Source organism: Streptomyces sp. NPDC018947, from assembly GCF_044390505.1.
Taxonomy (GTDB): domain Bacteria; phylum Actinomycetota; class Actinomycetes; order Streptomycetales; family Streptomycetaceae; genus Streptomyces.
Window position 1 is genome coordinate 46,689 of the sequence record NZ_JBIRZD010000005.1, and the last position, 20,619, is coordinate 67,307.

15 protein-coding genes are annotated in these 20,619 nt (G+C 73.9%); 12 read left to right on the plus strand and 3 right to left on the minus strand.

Annotation, left to right across the window (positions count from 1 at the left end):
• Window positions 1-6 precede the first annotated feature (6 nt).
• Together miaB and ACH499_RS12155 are read left to right on the plus strand one after the other, a co-directional pair.
• Window positions 7-1,524 carry a tRNA (N6-isopentenyl adenosine(37)-C2)-methylthiotransferase MiaB gene (miaB, locus tag ACH499_RS12150; RefSeq protein WP_399015220.1) on the plus strand — a complete coding sequence of 506 codons (1,518 nt, stop codon included), beginning with the start codon at window positions 7-9 and terminating at the stop codon, window positions 1,522-1,524.
• 50 nt (window positions 1,525-1,574) lie between these two features.
• Window positions 1,575-2,294: a class III extradiol dioxygenase subunit B-like domain-containing protein gene (locus ACH499_RS12155; RefSeq protein ID WP_399015222.1), complete on the plus strand. Its 720-nt coding sequence runs from the start codon at window positions 1,575-1,577 to the stop codon at window positions 2,292-2,294.
• A gap of 244 nt (window positions 2,295-2,538) precedes the next feature.
• On the opposite strand, the gene ACH499_RS12160 is transcribed toward ACH499_RS12155, so the two are convergent.
• Entirely contained in the window at window positions 2,539-2,814 is a 276-nt protein-coding gene (locus ACH499_RS12160; RefSeq protein ID WP_356203205.1) for an antitoxin, read from the minus strand.
• Between the two features lie 480 nt (window positions 2,815-3,294).
• On the opposite strand from ACH499_RS12160, the gene miaA reads away from it, so the two are divergent.
• The 6 genes from miaA (at window position 3,295) to hflX (ending at window position 11,457) form a co-directional block, all read left to right on the plus strand.
• Window positions 3,295-4,233, plus strand: a complete 939-nt coding sequence (gene miaA, locus ACH499_RS12165) for a tRNA (adenosine(37)-N6)-dimethylallyltransferase MiaA (RefSeq protein WP_399015224.1) — start codon at window positions 3,295-3,297, stop codon at window positions 4,231-4,233.
• A gap of 107 nt (window positions 4,234-4,340) precedes the next feature.
• Window positions 4,341-4,841, plus strand: a complete 501-nt coding sequence (locus tag ACH499_RS12170) for a hypothetical protein (protein ID WP_356203326.1) — start codon at window positions 4,341-4,343, stop codon at window positions 4,839-4,841.
• 98 nt (window positions 4,842-4,939) lie between these two features.
• Complete coding sequence (gene dapF / locus ACH499_RS12175) at window positions 4,940-5,809, plus strand: diaminopimelate epimerase (protein WP_399015226.1); 870 nt, start codon at window positions 4,940-4,942, stop codon at window positions 5,807-5,809.
• Between the two features lie 216 nt (window positions 5,810-6,025).
• Window positions 6,026-8,194 (plus strand): RelA/SpoT family protein, encoded by a 2,169-nt coding sequence (locus tag ACH499_RS12180; protein WP_399015228.1) that lies wholly within the window; start codon window positions 6,026-6,028, stop codon window positions 8,192-8,194.
• Between the two features lie 87 nt (window positions 8,195-8,281).
• Window positions 8,282-9,817: a M1 family metallopeptidase gene (locus ACH499_RS12185; RefSeq protein ID WP_399015230.1), complete on the plus strand. Its 1,536-nt coding sequence runs from the start codon at window positions 8,282-8,284 to the stop codon at window positions 9,815-9,817.
• 146 nt (window positions 9,818-9,963) lie between these two features.
• The gene (gene hflX, locus ACH499_RS12190; RefSeq protein WP_356203212.1) at window positions 9,964-11,457 is read left to right on the plus strand and encodes a GTPase HflX; all 1,494 of its coding nucleotides are present in this window, start codon (window positions 9,964-9,966) and stop codon (window positions 11,455-11,457) included.
• Window positions 11,458-11,554: 97 nt separating this feature from the next.
• Here the strand turns inward: hflX and ACH499_RS12195 are convergent, their stop codons facing one another.
• Both ACH499_RS12195 and ACH499_RS12200 read right to left on the minus strand, forming a co-directional pair.
• Entirely contained in the window at window positions 11,555-12,772 is a 1,218-nt protein-coding gene (locus tag ACH499_RS12195) for a trypsin-like serine peptidase (RefSeq protein ID WP_399015232.1), read from the minus strand.
• Window positions 12,773-12,877: 105 nt separating this feature from the next.
• Complete coding sequence (locus ACH499_RS12200; protein WP_399015234.1) at window positions 12,878-14,104, minus strand: trypsin-like serine peptidase; 1,227 nt, start codon at window positions 14,102-14,104, stop codon at window positions 12,878-12,880.
• 311 nt (window positions 14,105-14,415) lie between these two features.
• On the opposite strand from ACH499_RS12200, the gene ACH499_RS12205 reads away from it, so the two are divergent.
• From ACH499_RS12205 to ACH499_RS12220, 4 genes are all read left to right on the plus strand, one after another.
• Complete coding sequence (locus tag ACH499_RS12205; RefSeq protein WP_399015236.1) at window positions 14,416-15,783, plus strand: aminotransferase class III-fold pyridoxal phosphate-dependent enzyme; 1,368 nt, start codon at window positions 14,416-14,418, stop codon at window positions 15,781-15,783.
• Between the two features lie 42 nt (window positions 15,784-15,825).
• Entirely contained in the window at window positions 15,826-17,691 is a 1,866-nt protein-coding gene (locus ACH499_RS12210) for an IucA/IucC family protein (RefSeq protein ID WP_399015238.1), read from the plus strand.
• 45 nt (window positions 17,692-17,736) lie between these two features.
• Entirely contained in the window at window positions 17,737-18,480 is a 744-nt protein-coding gene (locus tag ACH499_RS12215) for a GNAT family N-acetyltransferase (RefSeq protein ID WP_399015240.1), read from the plus strand.
• Window positions 18,481-18,607: 127 nt separating this feature from the next.
• The gene (locus tag ACH499_RS12220; protein ID WP_399015242.1) at window positions 18,608-20,584 is read left to right on the plus strand and encodes an ATP-dependent DNA helicase; all 1,977 of its coding nucleotides are present in this window, start codon (window positions 18,608-18,610) and stop codon (window positions 20,582-20,584) included.
• Window positions 20,585-20,619 lie beyond the last annotated feature (35 nt).

The following is a 20,619-nucleotide window of genomic DNA, read 5'->3' on the forward strand; positions in this document are numbered from 1 at the left end:
ATTGCCATGAGCAGCATCGACCGGAGCCAGTCAGTGGGCGGCACGCGCACCTACGAAGTACGCACCTACGGGTGCCAGATGAACGTCCACGACTCCGAGCGATTGTCCGGGCTGCTGGAGGACGCGGGCTACGTCCGCGCCCCCGAGGGCTCCGACGGCGACGCCGACGTCGTCGTCTTCAACACCTGCGCCGTGCGCGAGAACGCCGACAACAAGCTGTACGGCAACCTCGGCCACCTCGCCCCGAAGAAGGCGAGCCGACCCGGGATGCAGATCGCGGTCGGCGGCTGCCTGGCGCAGAAGGACCGCGACACCATCGTCAAGCGCGCCCCCTGGGTCGACGTCGTCTTCGGCACGCACAACATCGGCAAGCTGCCCGTCCTGCTGGAGCGCGCCCGCGTCCAGGAGGAGGCGCAGGTCGAGATCGCCGAGTCCCTGGAGGCGTTCCCCTCCACGCTGCCCACCCGGCGCGAGAGCGCCTACGCGGCCTGGGTCTCCATCTCCGTCGGCTGCAACAACACCTGCACCTTCTGCATCGTCCCGGCGCTGCGCGGCAAGGAGAAGGACCGCCGCCCCGGGGACATCCTCGCCGAGGTCGAGGCACTGGTCGCCGAGGGCGTCTCCGAGATCACCCTGCTCGGACAGAACGTGAACGCCTACGGCTCGGACATCGGCGACCGCGAGGCGTTCAGCAAGCTGCTGCGCGCCTGCGGCTCCGTCGAGGGCCTGGAGCGCGTCCGCTTCACCTCCCCGCACCCGCGCGACTTCACGGACGACGTCATCGCCGCCATGGCCGAGACGCCGAACGTGATGCCGCAGCTCCACATGCCGCTCCAGTCCGGCTCGGACCCGGTGCTGAAGGCGATGCGCCGCTCCTACCGGCAGGAGCGCTACCTGGGGATCATCGAGAAGGTGCGGGCCGCCATCCCCCACGCGGCGATCACCACCGACATCATCGTGGGCTTCCCCGGCGAGACCGAGGAGGACTTCCAGCAGACCCTGCACGTGGTGCGCGAGGCCCGCTTCGCCCAGGCCTTCACCTTCCAGTACTCCAAGCGGCCCGGCACCCCGGCCGCCGAGATGGACGGCCAGATCCCCAAGGCGGTCGTCCAGGAGCGCTACGAGCGTCTCGTCGCCCTCCAGGAGGAGATCTCCTGGGAGGAGAACAAGAAGCAGGTCGGCCGCACCCTGGAGCTGATGGTCGCCGAGGGCGAGGGCCGCAAGGACGGCGCCACCCACCGCCTCTCCGGCCGCGCCCCCGACAACCGCCTGGTGCACTTCACCAAGCCCGACCAGGAGGTCCGTCCCGGCGACGTGGTGACCGTCGGGATCACCTACGCCGCCCCGCACCACCTCCTGGCCGAGGGCGCGGTGCTCGACGTGCGCCGCACCCGCGCGGGCGACGCCTGGGAGAAGCGCAACGCCGCCGAGCAGGCCAAGCCGGCCGGGGTCATGCTGGGCCTGCCGAAGATCGGCGTGCCCGAGCCGCAGCCCGCCGTGGCGAGCGGCTGCGGCTGCGACTGACCGCAGGGCGCGCTGCCGTCCGGCGGTAGTACGGGGCTACGCTGCCGATCATGCTTGTCGCCGCCGCAGTATGCCCCTGCCCGCCGCTCCTCGTGCCGGAGGTCGCCGCGGGAGCCGCACCCGAGCTGGACGCCGCACGCGCCGCGTGCGGTGACGCGCTGGGCGTGCTCGCCGCCGCCCGGCCCGACCGGCTCGTGGTCGTCGGTCCCGCGCCGGACGCCGGTCCCGAGAGCTACCCGGCGGGCACGCCCGGCTCGTTCCGCGGCTTCGGCGTGGACCTGGACGTCCGCCTCGGCGACGGCACCGGTCAGGCCCCGGGGGCCGGCCGCCCGCTGCCCCCCGGCCTCGCCGTGGGCGCCTGGCTGCTGGCCCGCGCCGGGTGGGTCGCCGCCCCCGTCGAGGGAGTCGGCGTCGGCGAGGACCTGCCGGCCGAGCGGTGCGCCGCCCTGGGCCGGGACCTCGCCGAGCGGGCGGCGCGAGTGGCGCTGCTGGTGCTGGGCGACGCCAGCGCGTGCCGCACGCTCAAGGCGCCCGGCTACCTGGACGAGCGGGCGGCGCCCTTCGACGCGGAGGCCGGCCGGGCGCTGGGCACGGCGGACACGGCCGCCCTCGCCGCGCTGGACGCCGGACTCGCCCGCGAGCTGAAGGTGTCCGGCCGGGCGCCCTGGCAGGTCCTCGCGGGCGCGGCCGGGGACGCGGCCCTCACCGGCGCGCTGCTGTACGAGGACGCGCCGTACGGCGTGGGCTACGTGGCGGCGACCTGGTCGTGAGGGGCGCGCCGCCGGGCGCGGGGCCCGGGACGCGCGGTTCGAGGGCCCGGGCGGGCGCTGCGTGGGCCTGCGGGCGTTCCGCTGCGGGCCTGTCGTGAGCACGGGTGGAGCATGGGCTCCGGCGCGCCACGAGCCCGCCGTACGCGCGGGGAGACGGACGACGGACGGCCGCGGAGCCGATGCGCTCCGCGGCCGTCCGTCGGTGTGCCATTGGTCCTCCCGCTCGCGCCGGGGCGCGCGCGGCTCACGAAGCCGGCGGTGGCCCGGCCGGAGGCGTGTCCCCGGGAGCGGTGCCCGGGGTGCCCTTGTCGTCGTGGTGGGCGAGGCGGTCCATGGCGTGTTTGGCCTTGCCCGTACCCGACCGGATCCGGTCGCTGTACTTGCCCTTCGTCTTCTCGTCGACGGTCCTCGCCATCTTGTCGAGACCGCGATCGATCTTGTCCCCGTGCTGCTGGGCGAGGTCGGAGACCTTGCCCTTCGCAGGTTCCAGTCTGGCCTTCAAGTTGTCCATCAGACCCATGGTTCGCCTTCCCTCACGGCGCCGTCAGGTGCGGGCGCCCTTGTCGGCCTCGTTGTCGACGGCCTCCCCGGCGGACTGCTGCTTGGGGATGCCGACGCCTTCCGGATCGGCGGCCTCGGCGGTCTCCGTCACCGCCGGTGCCGGCTCCCCGGTCCCGGCGCCGGCCGGTCCCGTCGCCTCCGCCGTACTCTCGTCCGCCGCCGCGCTGCCGGCTTCCGGTGTCCCGGCCCGCGCCCCGGCGACCGACGCCTCTTCCGTGGCCCTCGACCTCCGAAAAAGTCGTGCAAAAACGCCCATATCAACTCCATACGTTACTCGTGCGGGCGACATCCCGCGGCACCCGGTACGTCCGTTCGCACCGTCGCGGCCACCGCCCCGCTGCGCCGGGGGTTGGGAACCCCGCATCGGGCAACGACCCCGGCCCCGCACTGTCACGTAACTCGTTCGGGGGCAGCCCGGGAGGTTTGGGAGACTGGGGCCGTGAGCAGCGCACCCCACGCCCCCCGCGTCATCGCCGTCGTAGGTCCCACCGCGGCCGGAAAGTCCGATCTGGGCGTTTTCCTGGCCCAGCGGCTCGGCGGCGAGGTCGTCAACGCCGACTCCATGCAGCTCTACCGAGGGATGGACATCGGCACCGCCAAGCTGACGCCCGAGGAGCGCGGCGGCGTCCCGCACCACCTCCTCGACGTCTGGGACGTGACCGTCACGGCCTCCGTCGCCGAGTACCAGCGCCTGGCGCGGGAGCGGATCGACGCGCTGCTCGCCGCGGGGCGCTGGCCGGTCCTGGTCGGCGGCTCCGGGCTCTACGTCCGCGGCGCCGTCGACAACCTGGAGTTCCCCGGCACGGACCCCGAGGTCAGGGCCCGGCTGGAGGAGGAGCTCGCGCTGCGCGGGCCGGGGGCGCTGCACGCGCGCCTGGCCGCCGCCGACCCCGAGGCCGCGCGGGCGATCCTGCCCGGCAACGGCCGCCGGATCGTCCGGGCGCTGGAGGTGATCGAGATCACCGGCAAGCCCTTCACGGCCAACCTCCCCGGCCACGACTCCGTCTACGACACCGTGCAGATCGGCGTGGACGTGGCGCGCCCCGAACTGGACGAGCGCATCGCCCGCCGCGTCGACCGGATGTGGGAGGCCGGCCTGGTGGAGGAGGTGCGCGCGCTCGAGGCGCGGGGGCTGCGCGAGGGGCGCACGGCCTCACGCGCGCTGGGCTACCAGCAGGTGCTCACGGCGCTCGCCGGCGAGTGCACGCTCGACGAGGCCCGGGCCGAGACGGTCCGTGCCACCAAGCGCTTCGCGCGCCGTCAGGATTCGTGGTTCCGGCGCGACCCGCGGGTGCACTGGCTGAGCGGGGCCGTCGCGGACCGCGCGGAACTTCCGGGGCTCGCGCTGTCGTTGGTCGAACGACCGGTTACAGCCTGATCACGTGATGGCATCGGGACGCCCCGGCCGTCATCGCGGCCTTCGGCGCCGTGCCATCATCAAGCTTCGATCGACCGAGTGAGTCCTAGTTGGGAGGGCGCGTGGCGATGGAGGCCGGCCCTCGCGACACCGCACCGAGCACCGAGCACGACACCGCCGGCCCCGGCGACGGGGAGCCCGGCGAAGGCCGCCTGAGCCCCGACGGCCCCGACGACACGCCGGACGGGGTGGCCGCCGACGGCCCCGAGCCCGAGGAGATGTACGGGGACGAGGTCGAGGTGGAGCTGCGCCCGCAGCGCCGGCTGCGGATCTGGCAGCTCGCCCCCATCGTCTGCCTGGCCGCCGTCGGCTCCCTGATGTTCGCCTTCCCGCTCGCCTTCGACTTCGGCGACAGCGGGGCCGTGATCGCGATGCTGGGGCTGCTGATCTGCTCCTGCGCGGCCGGCTGGGGCATGATGGCCGCCCGCCGGGTCGGCCACACCTGGCCCGGCCTGCCGCAGCGGGGCTCGGGCCGGCGCGCCGACTGGCGGGTGACGCTCGCCTACGCCCTCACGGTCGCCGCCGTGGTCGTCCTGGCCGTGTGGCGGGTGGCCCGCCTGCGCGGCTGACCGGCGCCCCGCGGGACCGCGGGGCCCGCGCCGCCGGCCCCCGTCCCGAGGACCGGAAGCCTCGTCGTCCTGCCGCACCGACCCCGTACGATCGAGGGATGAGCACGCGGATCGCCTTCCTCAAGGGACACGGCACCGAGAACGACTTCGTGATCGTTCCCGACCCGGACAACGCCATCGACCTGCCCCCCGCCGCCGTCGCCGCCCTGTGCGACCGCCGTGCGGGCATCGGCGGTGACGGCGTGCTGCACGTGGTGCGGTCCGCGGCGCACCCCGAGGCCAGGCACATGGCGGCCGAGGCGGAGTGGTTCATGGACTACCGCAACAGCAACGGATCGGTCGCCGAGATGTGCGGCAACGGTGTGCGGGTCTTCGCGCGCTACCTCCAGCGCACCGGTCACGTCACCGAGGGCGACCTCGCCGTGGCCACCCGCGGAGGCGTCAAGCGCGTGCACCTCGCCAAGAACGGCGACGTGACCGTCGGCATGGGCCGCGCGCTGCTCCCCGAGGGCGACGTCGAGGTCGGCGTCGGCGAGCGGAGCTGGCCCGCGCGGAACGTGAACATGGGCAATCCGCACGCCGTCGCCTTCGTCGCCGACCTCGACCACGCGGGGGACCTGTACTCCCCGCCGCCGTACCGGCCGGCCTCGGCCTACCCGGACGGGGTGAACGTCGAGTTCGTCGTCGACCGGGGCCCCCGTCACGTGGCGATGCGGGTGCACGAGCGCGGCTCCGGGGAGACCCGCTCCTGCGGCACCGGCGCGTGCGCCGTCGCCGTCGCCGCCGCCCGCCGGGACGGCCTCGACCCCGCGGTCACCGGCACCCCGGTGACGTACACCGTCGACCTGCCCGGCGGGACCCTGGTGATCACCGAGAGGCCCGACGGCGAGATCGAGATGACCGGCCCCGCGGTGATCGTGGCCGAGGGCGAGATCGACGCCGCATGGCTGGAGGAGGTCCTGACCTGAACCACAGCCCGGACCAAGACACTCAGTGCGAAAACGTAAACCTACGGACCTTCGCTCGAATGGGTGATCCGTTTCACGCTGGGCGAGAGGCGGTCGGAGGTACGTGATGGGCTCGATAGCATCAAGCACCGGCCCGGACGGGGGATCGACGCCAACCCCCGAGCCGTGTCCGCCCTGGGGCACCCCGTCCGCCGGTCCGTGCAGCCGGAGGTGCCCATGAATGCGGAGGCCGTGAATCCCGCGAGCCCAGGCCCCGTCACGCCGCAGGTCTCCGGCGCCGCCACCCCCGCGGCGCCCCGCAGGAAGGCCCGCCCCCGGATCGACCTGCGCCGGCTCGGCCGCGCGGCGCTCCTGGGCTCCGCCGCACGGGGCCGGCTGCCCGACGCGATCAGTCACGTCGCCGAGGCCCACCGCGCCCACCACCCGGACGCCGACCTCGAGCCGCTGCGCCGCGCCTACGTGCTGGCCGAGTCCTCGCACCGCGGCCAGATGCGCAAGAGCGGCGAGCCGTACATCACGCACCCCCTCGCCGTCACCCTGATCCTCGCCGAACTCGGCGCGGAGACGACGACCCTGACCGCCTCCCTCCTCCACGACACGGTCGAGGACACGGACGTCACGCTGGACCAGGTCGGCGATCAGTTCGGCGCCGAGGTCCGCTACCTGGTCGACGGCGTCACCAAACTGGAGAAGGTCGACTACGGCGCCGCCGCCGAGCCCGAGACCTTCCGCAAGATGCTCCTCGCCACCGGCAACGACGTCCGCGTGATGTCGATCAAACTCGCCGACCGGCTGCACAACATGCGCACCCTCGGTGTGATGCGCCGGGAGAAACAGGAGCGCATCGCCAAGGTGACGCGGGACGTGCTCATCCCGCTCGCCGAACGGCTCGGAGTCCAGGCGCTCAAGTCCGAGCTGGAGGACCTCGTCTTCCAGGTGCTGCACCCCGAGGAGTACGCGCACACCCGGGAACTGGTCGCCGAGAACGCGGCCCGCGCCGACGACCCGCTGGCCGCCGTCGCCGACGACGTCCGCAAGGTGCTCCGCGACGCCGGGCTCACCGCCGAGGTCCTCATCCGGCCCCGGCACTACGTCTCCCTGCACCGCGTCTCCCGCAAGCGCCACCCGCTCGGCGGCGCCGACTTCGGCCGCCTGCTGGTCCTCGTCCAGGAGGACGCCGACTGCTACGCCGTCCTCGGCGAACTGCACACCTGTATGACGCCCGTCGTCTCGGAGTTCAAGGACTTCATCGCCGTACCCAAGTTCAACCTGTACCAGTCGCTGCACACGGCCGTGGCCCGCGCCGAGGACGGGCAGGTCATCGAAGTCCTCATCCGCACCCACCAGATGCACAAGGTCGCCGAGGCCGGAGTCGTCGCGCTCGGCAACCCCTACGCCGCACCGGCGGAGGAGCAGGCCGCGGGCGACGGCGAGCGCGTCGACCCCACCCGGCCCGGCTGGCTCTCCCGCCTCCTCGACTGGCAGCGCGGAGCACCGGACCCCGACACCTTCTGGTCCACCCTGCGCGAGGACCTCGCCCAGGACCGCGAGATCACCGTGTTCCGGCCCGACGGCGGCACCCTCGGCCTGCCCGAGGGCGCCACCTGCGTGGACGCCGCCTACGCCCAGTACGGCGAGGACGCGCACGCGGCCATGGGCGCCCGCGTCAACGGGCGGCTGGCGACCATGAGCACGGTGCTGAAGGACGGCGACACCGTGCAGCTCCTGATGGGCCAGGACCCCGCCTCCGAGCCGTCGCGGGAGTGGCTGGAGCACGCCCGCACCCCCGCCGCCCGCATCGCCATCCAGCGCCGGCTCGCCGCCCACCCCACCCCCGCCCCCGCCGAGGCGACCGCCGCGCCCGAGGGCGACGGCAGCCCCGGCCAGCAGGCACCCCGACCCACGGGCGACGGACCGGCACCCCGCCCCGCCTCCGCCGACGTCCTCGTCGACCGGCCCGGCGCGACCGTACGGCTGGCCCGCTGCTGCACCCCCGTACCGCCCGACGAGATCACCGGCTTCGCCGTGCGCGGGGGAGTGGTCACCGTGCACCGCGCCGGATGCGCCGTGGTGGAGCGGATGAGGGGCGCAGGACGCCAGGAGGTCGGCGTGAGCTGGGGCGAGAGCAGCGAGTGCCGGGTCACCCTGCTCGCCGAGTCGTTCGGCAGGCCGCACCTGCTGGCCGACCTCACCGAGGCCATGGCCCTGGAGGGCGCCGAGATCGTCTCCGCCACCGTCGAGCCTCCCGACCGGCAGCGGGTGCGCCACACCTACACCGTCCTGCTCCCCGACGCCGCCCGGCTGCCCGCCCTCATGCGCGCGATGCGCGACGTCGCCGGGGTGTACGACGTGAGCCGCGCGCAGCCGCAGCCGACGGGTGCCTGATCCGCGGCGGTGCCCGGCGGGGACCGTTCGAGTGCCCCGGGCGCGCGCCGTCGCCGCGGCGCACGCGCGCGCTGATAGCCGTGAGGGATGCTGCACACCCCTCGCACCCCGGCCTCCCGGCCCCCCGCGCGCAGCCGCCGCCGGCTCAGGGCAGCGGCGCTGTTCGCCTCCGCCGCCTCCGTCTGCCTGGTTGCCGCGAACGCCCCGCCGGTCCCGCTCGGCGTCGGTGACCGCCTCTTCCCGCACCTGGGCAACCCCGGGTACGACGTGGCGGCCTACGACCTGTCCTTCACCTACTCCGGCAGCAACGGCCGGCCGCTGAAGGCCGTCACCGTCATCGACGCCCGCACGACGGCGGACCTGGACCGGATCAACCTCGACTTCGCCCACGGAAAGGTCGACTCCGTCGAGGTCGACGGCGAGCCCGCCGGGTTCGCCTTTGCCGGCGAGGACCTGGTGATCACCCCCGCGAAACCGCCGGCGGAGGGCGAGCTGACGCGGATCACCGTGCGGCACAGCAGCGACCCCGTGTACCGCGGGGCCCGGCAGGGCGGCTGGGTGCGCACCTCCGACGGGCTCGCCATGGCCAACCAGGCCGACGTCGCCCACCTGGTGTTCCCCTGCAACGACCACCCCTTGGACAAGGCGCGCTTCACCATCCGGGTCACCGCCCCCGACGGACTCACCGTCGCCGCGAACGGACTGCCGACCGCGGTGGAACGCTCCGGCGGGACCACCACCTGGACGTACCGGACCGCGCACCCCATGGCCACCGAGCTGGCCCAGGTCTCCATCGGCCGCTCCACCGTCCTGTACCGCACCGGCCCGCACGGCCTGCCCGTCAGGGACGTCGTGCCGACGAGGCACCGCGCCGTCCTCGAACCCTGGCTGGCGAAGACCCCCGGCCAGATCGCCTGGATGGAGAGCAAGGCGGGGCCCTACCCCTTCGAGACCTACGGCCTGCTCGTGGCCGACGCCACCACCGGCTACGAACTGGAGACCCAGACCCTCTCCCTCTTCGAGCGGGAACTGTTCACCGAGCGCGCCTACCCCAGGTGGTACGTCGAGTCGATCATGGTGCACGAGCTGTCCCACCAGTGGTTCGGCAACAGCGTCGGCCCGCGCTCCTGGTCCGACCTGTGGCTCAACGAAGGGCACGCCACCTGGTACGAGGCCCTGTACGCCGAGGAGAAGGCGGGCAAGTCCCTGCGGGACCGGATGAAGGCGGCCTACGGAGCCTCGGACCGCTGGCGCGCGTCGGGCGGCCCCCCGGCAGCGCCGAAGCCGCCGGGGAACGGCAGCAAGACCGGCATCTTCCGCGCCAACGTCTACGACGGCGCCGCGCTCGTCCTCTACGCCCTCCGCCAGGAGATCGGCGTCCCGGCCTTCGAACTCCTCGAACACGAGTGGGCCGGCCGGTACCGGGACGGCACGGCGACCACCGCCGACTTCGTCCGCCTCGCCTCCGAGGTCGCGGGCCGCGACCTCAACGGCTTCTTCCAGGGCTGGCTGTACGGCACGAAGACCCCGCCGATGCCCGGCCATCCGGACTGGAGGCGGACGTCCGCCGACCGCGCGCCCGGGGTTCCCGGAGTTCCCGTGCGCAAGGGGCGCGGCGAATAAGCCGGTGACGAGACGGCCCGTGCCGTGCGACCATCTTCGGGACGGCGCGGCACGGACCGCGGGAATCACCCGGGCGGCCCACGCGTTGTCCCCAGTGACGCGGCAGCACTGCCGCGCCCATCGAATCCCAGCTACGTAAGGATCCAATGACCTCCTCTTCTTCCCCCTCCCAGGACACCAAGCGTCTCGCGCAGACCTATCCCGAGGGCCTTCGGGCCGATGCCCTGATGGAAGAGGACGTCGCCTGGAGCCACGAGATCGACTCGGAATGGGACGGCGAGCAGTTCGACCGCTCCGACCGCGCGGCTCTGCGCCGGGTGGCAGGCCTGTCCACAGAGCTGGAGGACGTCACCGAGGTCGAGTACCGCCAGCTCCGCCTGGAGCGGGTCGTCCTCGTCGGCGTCTGGACCACGGGCACGGTCCGGGACGCGGAGAACTCCCTCGCGGAGCTCGCCGCCCTCGCGGAGACCGCCGGCGCGCTCGTGCTCGACGGCGTGATCCAGCGCCGGGACAAGCCCGACGCGGCCACCTACATCGGCTCCGGCAAGGCCCTGGAGCTGCGGGACGTCGTCCTCGAAACGGGTGCGGACACCGTCATCTGCGACGGTGAGCTGAGCCCCGGACAGCTCATCCAGCTCGAGGACGTCGTCAAGGTCAAGGTCATCGACCGTACGGCCCTGATCCTCGACATCTTCGCCCAGCACGCCAAGTCCCGAGAGGGCAAGGCGCAGGTCTCGCTCGCGCAGATGCAGTACATGCTGCCGCGGCTGCGCGGCTGGGGTCAGTCGCTGTCCCGGCAGATGGGCGGCGGCAAGGGCGGCGGCCTCGCCACCCGTGGTCCCGGTGAGACCAAGATCGAGACGGACCGGCGCCGGATCCGCGAGAAGATGGCGAAGATGCGCCGTGAGATCGCGGAGATGAAGACCGGCCGCGAGGTCAAGCGCCAGGAGCGCCGGCGCAACAAGGTGCCGTCCGTGGCCATCGCGGGCTACACCAACGCCGGCAAGTCCTCGCTGCTCAACCGTCTCACCGGCGCGGGCGTCCTGGTGGAGAACGCGCTGTTCGCCACCCTCGACCCGACCGTGCGCCGGGCCGAGACGCCGAGCGGCCGGCTGTACACCCTGGCGGACACCGTCGGCTTCGTCCGGCATCTGCCGCACCACCTGGTCGAGGCGTTCCGCTCCACGATGGAGGAGGTCGGCGACTCCGACCTGATCCTGCACGTGGTGGACGGTTCGCACCCGGCCCCGGAGGAGCAGCTCGCCGCCGTGCGCGAGGTGATCAGGGACGTCGGCGCCACCGGTGTGCCCGAGATCGTCGTGATCAACAAGGCCGACATGGCCGACCCGCTGGTGCTCCAGCGGCTGCTGCGGGTGGAGAAGCACTCCCTCGCGGTGTCGGCCCGCACCGGCCAGGGCATCGACGAGCTGCTCGCGCTGATCGACACGGAGCTGCCGCACCCGTCGGTCGAGATCGAGGCGCTCGTGCCGTACACCCGCGGCAAGCTGGTCGCCCGCGCCCATGACGAGGGCGAGGTCCTCTCCGAGGAGCACACCGCGGAGGGCACCCTGCTCAAGGTCCGGGTGCACGAGGAACTGGCGGCGGAACTCACGCCGTACGTTCCGGCGCCGCTCGCCTGAGCACCGCCCCGCGGCAACGCCTCGCGGATCACGGACCGAGGGCCCGCCCCCTGTCGCAGCAGGGCGGGCCCTCGGTCCGCGTGGAGCGTCGGCCGCCTCACCCGCCGCCGTGCGCCTTGCTCATGGTCCGGTACATCGCCTCGGCCTCCGGGCCCAGCCGCGGGCCCGCCAGCCAGGTGTTGTCGAGCGGCCCGATCGACGTGTTCGAGACGAGCCTGGTCTCGCCGTCCACCACCCGGAACCAGCCGCCGCCCGACGAACCGCCGGTCATGGTGCAGCCGATGCGGTACATCGTCGGCAGCGACGGGCTCAGCGACAACCGGCCGGGCCGGTCGAGGCACTTGAACATCTCCAGGCCGTTGTACGGCGCGGCGGCCGGATAGCCCCAGGCGCCCATGCTCCCGGCGTCGGAGGCGGACGGTGCGGAGAAGTCCACGTCCAGTGCGGCACCCACCGTCTCCTCCAGCGACTTGCCGCCCTGCTCGGGCCGCACGCGCAGCACCGCGTAGTCGTACGCGGCACCGTCGCCGCCGGTCCCCGAACCGCCCTGGATCCACTGGTTCGAGGTCGATGCCCAGTCGGCCCACCAGGTTCCGTACGGCGCCAGCTCGGTGGTCGTCGCGCCGGACAGTTCCGCCTCGCTCCTGCCCAGGTCGTTGTACGAGGGCACGAAGGCGATGTTGCGGTACCAGCCCCCGCCCCCGCCCGCGTGCACGCAGTGGCCGGCGGTCCACACGAGGTTGGACTCGCCCGGATGGTTCACGTCCTTGACGACCGTGCCGGAGCAGACCATCGAGCCCTCGGGCGAGTCGAAGAACAGCTTGCCGACCGGGGCCGCGTGCTCGTGGTACGGCTTCTTCTCGGCCTCGGCCTCCACGGGCGCCGGTTCCGGGTCGCTGACTCCCTGACCGGCGGTGGCGTCCTTCGTCGTGACCGTCTTGTCGGCCTCCTCGGCGGACTTCATCCGGTCCGGGTTCCACAGGCCCTCGATCACCGGATTGACGAAGTCCCCGGCCTCACGCAGCCACTTGTCCTTGTCCCAGTCCTTCCAGCCGCCGTCCGCCCAGGCGTCGACGTCGATGCCGTGCTCCTCGAGCCGGTCCGCGAGACCGGCCGGGACCTCGGCCCCGCCGTCTCCGCCGGCGCCGGCCGGCTTCGAGGCGTCGCCGCCCGCCCCGGCGTCGGCCCCGCCCTTCCCCTCCGCCGAACCGCCGCACGCGGTGGCGGTGAGCGCCAGGGCGGCGACCAGCCCGGCGGCGGCCAGGGCGCGCCGGCGCCCGCGCCGCGTCACGTCGGACACAGGTGTGGAAAGCATGATGTGGTGAACCCCCGTGAAAAGTCGGCGACTCGTGGAACGCGCGGCGGGGTGCGCCCGGCCTCGGCCCGTCGCACCCCGCCGCCTTCTCGGCTCAGCGCCCGGTCACTGACCGGCGAACTTGCCGCTGACCGCTTCGTACACGCCCTTGGCCTCCTCGCCCAGCCGCGGACCTGCCAGCCAGCCGGCCGTCACCGGGCCGATGGAGGTGTTGGACACCAGCGCCGGCTTGCCGTCGGACCCCTCCGCGACCCAGCCGCCGCCGGACGAACCGCCGGTCATGGTGCAGCCGATGCGGTACATCGTCGGATCCGACGCGTTCAGCGACAGCCGGCCCGGCTTGTCAGCGCACTGGAACAACTTCTGGCCGTCGTACGGCGGCGCGGCCGGGTAGCCGGTGGCGGTCATGCTCTCGATCTGCGGCACGGCGGGCGCCTTGAAGTCGACCGGCAGCGCGGAACCGACCGTCTCCTCCAGCGACTTGCCGCCGCTGCCCTTCTCCGGCGTCACATGGATGACCGCGAAGTCGTACGAGGCGCCGTCGCCGCCCGTCGAACCGCCCTGCTCGATCCACTGGTCCGAGGTCTGAACCCAGTCACCCCACCAGACACCGTAGGGAGCGACCTCCTCCTTCGTCGCGCCCTCCAGCTCGGCGGTCGACTTGCCGGAGTCGTTGTACGACGGCACGAAGGCGATGTTGCGGTACCAGCCGCCCTGCTTGCCCGCGTGCACGCAGTGGCCCGCCGTCCACACCATGTTCGACTTGCCGGGGTGCGCCGGGTCCTGGACGACCGTCGCCGAGCAGACCATCGTGCCCTGGGGGGAGTCGAAGAACACCTTGCCCGCCGTGGCGGCGTTCTCGTGGTACGACGGCGGCACGGCCTTCGCCTCCACCGGCCGCGGCTCCGGGTCGGTCACGCCCTGGTCACCGGAGATGTCGCTCTCGTCGACCCCCTGGTCGGGCTCCTCGGCGTCCCGCATCCGGTCCGGGTCCCACAGGTCCTCGATGATCGGGTTGACGAAGTCCTGCGCCTCGCGCAGCCAGTCGTCCTTGTTCCAGTTCTTCCAGGCGCCGTTCTTCCACTCGTCGACGTCGATCCCGTGTTCCTTGAGCTTGTCCTTGATGTGGTCCGGGATCCTGATCTCGCCGTTGCCGCCGTCCGCCGCGGCCGAGGCCGACGCGTCGCCGCCGGCCTCGGGGTCACCCGACTCGCAGGCGGTGGCGGTGAGTACGAGCGCCGAGACGAGTGCCACGGCGGCCGGGAGGGAGGAGGTTCTGCGCCGCCCGCCCCTGCTCGGACGCGTGCTGGACGACGGTCGTATGGATCGCATGGTGATGACTCCCCCTGCAGTGAACGAGTGGTGCTGGGCCGTGTCCGCCGCCGAACCCGAGCCGGGTTCGCGCGGTCCGCCCGGCGTCCTGGAACGGCACCACACACTATGCGTTCGCTGTGGGGGAGTTCCGACGGAACGGCAACGGTTGCGTCACGGCAAAGATCTTGAGGCAACCCGTAACCCGGTGGACGGGCGGGGGTTGGTAGCGGTGGGGGGACCGCTGTCCGGACGCGGCCCCCCCGGGCCGAGGGCGGCGACGAAGTCGACATGACGCGACTCGCCCCTGGACAGCGGGAGGACAGGGAGCCGTGGCGGAATCCGCGTACGGGGAGTGGACGTCCGGGGCCGTCGGCGCGGGAGGCGCCGGGCGGGACCTCGGGGCGCCGGCGCGCGCCCCCCGCGACGGCGCGCCGAGGCGTCAGGCGGCGCGCGAGTCCGCGGCGCGGACCTACGCGCGTGCCCTGCCGATCGTCCCGGTCCGGGCCCGGGGGCTCACCATCGAAGGCGCGGACGGCCGCCGTTACCTGGACTGCGTGTCGGGCGGCGGGACGCTGGCCCTCGGGCACAACCACCCGGTCGTGCTGGAGGCGATCCGCAAGGTACTCGAATCGGGTGCCCCGTTGCAGGTCATGAACCTCACCACCCCGGTGGAGGACGCCTTCGTCACCGAGCTGCTGCACACCCTGCCGCCCGGGCTGGCCGACCGCGCGCGGGTGCGCTTCTGCGGACCGCCCGGCACCGACGCCGTGGCCGCCGCCGTCGGGCTGGTCCGCGCGGCCACCGGACGCAGCCGGGTGACGGCGTTCACCGACGCGCCGCTCGGCCCGCCGGCCGACGAGCCGTTGACGCGGGGGGACCGTGACGGCGCGCCGTTCGACCGCCTGCCGTACCCGCGGGACGCCCGCGGGGCCGAGGCCGCGCTCGACGCCCTGAGTTCACGGCAGTCGCCGCCCGCCGGACTGGTCGTCGAACCCGTGCGGGGCGGGGGCACGGTGTTCCCCGCCCCCGACGCCTGGATGCGGCGCCTGCGGCGGATCACGGCCGAGCGGTCGGTCCCGCTGATCGTCGACGAGACCGACACGGGTGTCGGACGCACCGGCGCCTTCTGGGCCGTGGAGCACAGCGGGATCACCCCCGACGTCCTCGTCCTGTCCAGGGCGATCGGCGGCAGCCTGCCGCTGGCCGCCGTCGTCCACCGCGACGATCTGCCCGGCGGGGGACCCGGCACCGGTGCCTTCCGCGGCAACCAACTGGCCCTGGCCGCAGGCACGGCGACCCTCGCACACGTCCGCGAGCACCGTCTCGCCGAGCACGCCGCAGCCGTCGGCGCCCGCGTCCTGGCCCGACTGCGCGAACTGGGCGAGGAGTTCGCCTGCGTCGGCGAGGTGCGGGGGCGGGGCCTGCTGATCGGGGTCGAGATGCTCGCGCCCGAGGGCGCGGGCGCCGCCGCCCCGGAGACGGCCGCCGCCGTCCAGCGGGAGTGCCTGCGACGCGGGCTCATCGTGGACCGCGGGGGCCCGTCCGCGAACGTCGTACGTCTGCTGCCGCCGCTGACCATCACCAAGGAGCAGGCCACGGCCGTACTGGACCGGCTGGCCGACGCGGTCCGGGCGGTGGCGGCGGCCGCGCCGCGTACCGACCGCGCCGCTTCCCGCGAGCCGCGCGGTCCGCACTGAGGCCCGCCGACGACCGCCGACTCCGCCGCCCGACCGAGCACGATGCGAGGATCCGCGTTGCACACAACTCCCGCACCCGAACCGGGACTCGTCACCGGCTCCGTCCCCCGGCCCGCCGACCCCCCGTGCCCGGAGGGCACCGGCCGGCCGGAACCGGACCGCCCGGATCCTCTGCACCACCCGGACCCCCACACCGCCGCGCAGGGCGCCGCGGTGGAGAACCTGCTGCGCTGCTGGACCCGCGAGACCGGCCTGCCCGCCCCCGGCGACGGCCTCCTGCGCATCCCGCTGCCCGCCAGCGGCACGGCCCTGCTCGTCCCCGTGCGCTACTGGTCCCCGACCGGCCGGCACCGGTTCGGCCCGCCCCGCCTCGCCGGCGCCCCCGCGTCGGCACGGCCGCCGGACGCGGTGACGGTCGCCGCGCTGCTCGTACGGGAGACGGCCGGACAGGCGGACGCCCACGGCACGGACCTCGTCGCACGCGTCGCCGACTCCGTGCGCCGTACCGCCGTCTTCGTCCGCGACCGGCGCGAACACGCCGAGGACGGCCCCGACCGCTTCCTCGCCGCCGAGCAGGCACTCACCCTCGGGCACCCGCTGCACCCCACCCCGAAGAGTCGTGAGGGACTCACCGACGCGGAGGCCCGGCTCTACTCACCCGAACTGCGCGGCTCCTTCCCACTGCACTGGCTCGCCGTCGCGCCCTCGGTGCTCGCCGGCGACTCGGCCTGGACCGAGCGCGGGCGCCCGGTCCCCGCGGCCCGCCTCACCGCGCGCCTCGCCGGCGGCGGCCCGGCGCTGCCCGACGGCCACGCGGCGCTGCCCCTGCACCCCTGGCAGTTCCGCGAGGTCCAGTACCGGCCGCGGGTCCGGGCACTGCTGGACGCCGGGCTGCTGCGCGATCTCGGCGCCCACGGCGACCCGTGGCACCCCACGTCCTCCGTGCGGACCGTGCACCGCGGCGGCGCCCCCGCCATGCTCAAGCTGTCCCTGGCCCTGCACATCACCAACTCGCGCCGGGAGAACCTCCGCAAGGAACTCCACCGGGGCGTCGAGGTCCACCGTCTGCTGCGCTCCGGCCTGTCCCGGCGGTGGCGGGCCGCTCACCCCGGCTTCGACATCGTCCGCGACCCGGCCTGGCTCGCCGTCGACGCACCGGACGGCACACCCGTACCGGGGCTCGACGTAGTCATCCGGCACAACCCCTTCCGCCCCGCGGACGACGTCACCTGTGTCGCCGCCCTGACCGCGCCGCGTCCGGACGCGGCCCCTGAGGGAAGCGCCGCCGCGCCCTCCCGGCTGGCCGCGATCATCACCCGGCTCGCCGCGCGCACCGGCCGCCCGCGCGGCGCGGTCGCCGCGGAGTGGTTCCTGCGGTACCTCGAACACGTCGTCCGCCCCGTGCTGTGGCTGGACGCGGCGGCCGGCGTGGCGCTGGAGGCGCACCAGCAGAACACCCTGCTCCTGCTGGACGCCGACGGCTGGCCCGCCGGCGGCCGCTACCGCGACAACCAGGGCTACTACTTCCGCGAGTCCCGCCGCGCCGAGCTGGACGCCCGGCTGCCCGGCATCGGGGAACGGAGCGACACGTTCGTCTCCGACGAGGTCGCCGACGAACGCTTCGCCTACTACCTGGCCATCAACAACGTGTTCGGCCTCGTCGGCGCCCTCGGCTCGCAGGGCCTCGCGGACGAACCATTGCTGCTCGCCGCCTTCCGCCGCTTCCTCGCCCCGCTCGCGCAGGACCCGGGCAGGCCCGGCGGCCCGCTGCCCGCCCGCCTGCTCGACTCGCCCGTCCTGCGCTGCAAGGCCAACCTGCTGACCCGGATGCACGGACTCGACGAACTGGTCGGACCGGTCGACACCCAGTCCGTCTACGTCACGATCAGCAACCCCCTGCGCCCGTGAAGACCCGACACCCCCCCGGACCTCCCTCCCGAAAGCAGCGACACCATGGCTTCCCCCCGTGCGAGCGCCGACCCCGCCACCGCCCCCACCGCCCACGGCACCGGTACGGACGCGGGTGCGGACGGGGAGGACACCCTGGACCTGCACCTGCCGGAGGAGTTCGCCGCCCTGTTCCGGACGGAGCGGGCCGGCCCCGCCCCGGCCGCGCCGGCCGGCGCCGACCTGCTCGACCGCGTCGCCGACTGGGGCCCGGCCGCCACACCCGACGGCCCCTTCGAGCTGGTGCCCGTCCAGGACGCCCGCGACATCGCGCTCGTCGGCCGCTGGATGAACGACCCCGCCGTCGCCGCCTTCTGGGAGCTGAACGGGCCGCCGGAGGTGACCGACGCCCACGTGCGCGCCCAGCTCACCGGCGACGGACGCAGCGTCCCCTGCCTCGGGCTGCTGGACGGCGTGCCGATGAGCTACTGGGAGATCTACCGGGCCGACCTCGACCCGCTGGCCCGGTACTGTCCCGTCCGCCCGCACGACACCGGCGTCCACCTCCTCATCGGCGACGCCGCCGACCGCGGACGGGGCCTCGGCACCACCCTGATCCGAGCCGTCACCGACCTCGTGCTCGCCCGGCGACCCCGCTGCACCCGGGTCCTCGCCGAGCCCGATCTGCGCAACACGCCGTCCGTCGCGGCGTTCCTCGGCGCCGGGTTCCGGCTCGCCGCCGAGGTCGAACTGCCCGGCAAGCGGGCCGCGCTCCTGGTCCGGGACCGGGGCGCGCCCGGGCTGCCGTAGGACCCGCCCGCCGACCCCGCCCGCCGAGGAGCCCGCCGTTGTCCCCGCCGCCCCCGCCGCCTCTCCCGCCCCGCCCGTCCGCCGCGGTCACCCGTTTGTCGGTGCCGGGCCGTAGGGTGGTCGCGCTATGACGAAGCCCTCACTCCCCGAACTCCTGCACGCCGCCGTCACCGCCGTCGGCGGCACGGAGCGCCCCGGTCAGGCGGCCATGGCCGAAGCCGTCGCGGGCGCGATCGACGACGGTTCCCATCTGCTGGTCCAGGCCGGCACCGGCACCGGCAAGTCGCTGGGCTACCTGGTGCCCGCGCTGGCGCACGGGGAGCGCGTCGTCGTGGCCACCGCGACCCTGGCCCTCCAGCGCCAGCTCGTGGAGCGCGACCTGCCGCGCACGGTCGACGCGCTGCATCCGCTGCTGCGCCGCCGCCCGGAGTTCGCGATGCTCAAGGGCCGGTCGAACTACCTGTGCCTGCACCGCCTGCACGAGGGTGTGCCGCAGGACGAGGAGGAGGGCCTGTTCGACCAGTTCGAGGCCGCCGCGCCCACCAGCAAGCTGGGCCAGGACCTGCTGCGGATGCGGGACTGGGCGGACGAGACGGAGACCGGGGACCGCGACGACCTCACGCCCGGTGTCTCCGACCGCGCTTGGTCGCAGGTGTCGGTGTCGTCCCGCGAGTGCCTGGGCGCCACGAAGTGCGCGTACGGCGCCGAGTGCTTCGCCGAGATGGCCCGGGAGCGTGCCAAGCTCTCCGAGGTCGTCGTCACCAACCACGCGCTGCTGGCCATCGACGCCATCGAGGGCGCGCCCGTGCTGCCGCAGCACGAGGTGCTGATCGTCGACGAGGCCCACGAGCTGGTCTCCCGGGTCACCGGAGTGGCCACCGGCGAACTCACTCCCGGCCAGGTCAACCGCGCGGTGCGCCGCGCGGCGAAGCTCGTCAACGAGAAGGCCGCCGATCAGCTCCAGACGGCCGCGGAGGGCTTCGAGCGGCTGATGGAGCTGGCGCTTCCGGGCCGCCTCGAGGAGATTCCGGAGGACCTCGGATACGCCCTGATGGCGCTGCGCGACGCCTGCCGCACGGTCATCTCCGCGATCGGCGCCACCCGGGACAAGTCCGTGCAGGACGCGGACGCGGTCCGCAAGCAGGCGCTGGCCTCGGTCGAGTCCGTGCACGACGTGGCGGAGCGGATCACCAACGGCTCCGAGTGGGACGTCGTCTGGTACGAGCGCCACGACCGTTTCGGCGCGTCCCTGCGCGTCGCCCCCATGTCCGTCTCGGGCCTGCTGCGCGAGAAGCTGTTCACCGACCGCTCCGTCGTGCTGACGTCGGCGACCCTCAAGCTGGGCGGCGACTTCAACGGCGTCGGAGCCTCGCTCGGCCTCGCCCCCGAGGGCACCGAGGGCGACGACGTGCCGCAGTGGAAGGGCATCGACGTCGGCTCGCCCTTCGACTACCCGAAGCAGGGCATCCTGTACGTCGCCAAGCACCTGGCGCGACCGGCGCGGGACGGCGACCGCGGCGACATGCTCGACGAACTCACGGAGCTGATCCAGGCGGCCGGCGGCCGCACCCTGGGCCTGTTCTCCTCGATGCGGGCGGCCCAGCTCGCCGCCGAGGAACTGCGCTCCCGCATCCCCGAGTACCCGATCCTCCTCCAGGGCGAGGAGACGCTCGGTGAGCTGATCAAGAACTTCGCCGCCGACCCCGAGACCTGCCTGTTCGGCACGCTCTCGCTGTGGCAGGGCGTCGATGTGCCCGGACCGAGCTGCCAGCTCGTGGTCATGGACAAGATCCCGTTCCCGCGCCCGGACGACCCCTTGATGAGCGCTCGCCAGAAGGCGGTCGAGGAGGCCGGCGGCAACGGCTTCATGGCGGTCGCCGCCACGCACGCCGCGCTGCTCATGGCCCAGGGCGCCGGCCGTCTCGTCCGCGCGTCGGGCGACCGCGGCGTGGTGGCCGTACTGGACCAGCGGCTGGCCACGGCCCGGTACGGGAGCTATCTGAAGGCCTCCCTGCCCGACTTCTGGTACACCACGGACCGCAGCCAGGTCAGGAAGTCCCTGGCGGCCATCGACGCGGCGGCCAAGCAGACGGAGGGCGCCTGAGCCGGCGGCCGCCGGAGACGACCGATGGGGCCCTC

What these genes read in the sequence shown, in the direction of transcription:
- dapF (WP_399015226.1), top strand. Translation starts at nt 4,940, where the DNA reads ATGAGCACGCGGATCGCCTTCCTCAAGGGACACGGCACCGAGAACGAC.
- ACH499_RS12215 (WP_399015240.1), top strand. Translation starts at nt 17,737, where the DNA reads ATGGCTTCCCCCCGTGCGAGCGCCGACCCCGCCACCGCCCCCACCGCC.
- miaB (WP_399015220.1), top strand. Translation starts at nt 7, where the DNA reads ATGAGCAGCATCGACCGGAGCCAGTCAGTGGGCGGCACGCGCACCTAC.
- ACH499_RS12170 (WP_356203326.1), top strand. Translation starts at nt 4,341, where the DNA reads ATGGAGGCCGGCCCTCGCGACACCGCACCGAGCACCGAGCACGACACC.
- ACH499_RS12180 (WP_399015228.1), top strand. Translation starts at nt 6,026, where the DNA reads ATGAATGCGGAGGCCGTGAATCCCGCGAGCCCAGGCCCCGTCACGCCG.
- ACH499_RS12155 (WP_399015222.1), top strand. Translation starts at nt 1,575, where the DNA reads ATGCTTGTCGCCGCCGCAGTATGCCCCTGCCCGCCGCTCCTCGTGCCG.
- ACH499_RS12160 (WP_356203205.1), bottom strand. Translation starts at nt 2,814, where the DNA reads ATGGGTCTGATGGACAACTTGAAGGCCAGACTGGAACCTGCGAAGGGC.
- ACH499_RS12220 (WP_399015242.1), top strand. Translation starts at nt 18,608, where the DNA reads ATGACGAAGCCCTCACTCCCCGAACTCCTGCACGCCGCCGTCACCGCC.
- ACH499_RS12200 (WP_399015234.1), bottom strand. Translation starts at nt 14,104, where the DNA reads ATGCGATCCATACGACCGTCGTCCAGCACGCGTCCGAGCAGGGGCGGG.
- ACH499_RS12195 (WP_399015232.1), bottom strand. Translation starts at nt 12,772, where the DNA reads ATGCTTTCCACACCTGTGTCCGACGTGACGCGGCGCGGGCGCCGGCGC.
- ACH499_RS12210 (WP_399015238.1), top strand. Translation starts at nt 15,826, where the DNA reads ATGCGAGGATCCGCGTTGCACACAACTCCCGCACCCGAACCGGGACTC.
- hflX (WP_356203212.1), top strand. Translation starts at nt 9,964, where the DNA reads ATGACCTCCTCTTCTTCCCCCTCCCAGGACACCAAGCGTCTCGCGCAG.
- ACH499_RS12185 (WP_399015230.1), top strand. Translation starts at nt 8,282, where the DNA reads ATGCTGCACACCCCTCGCACCCCGGCCTCCCGGCCCCCCGCGCGCAGC.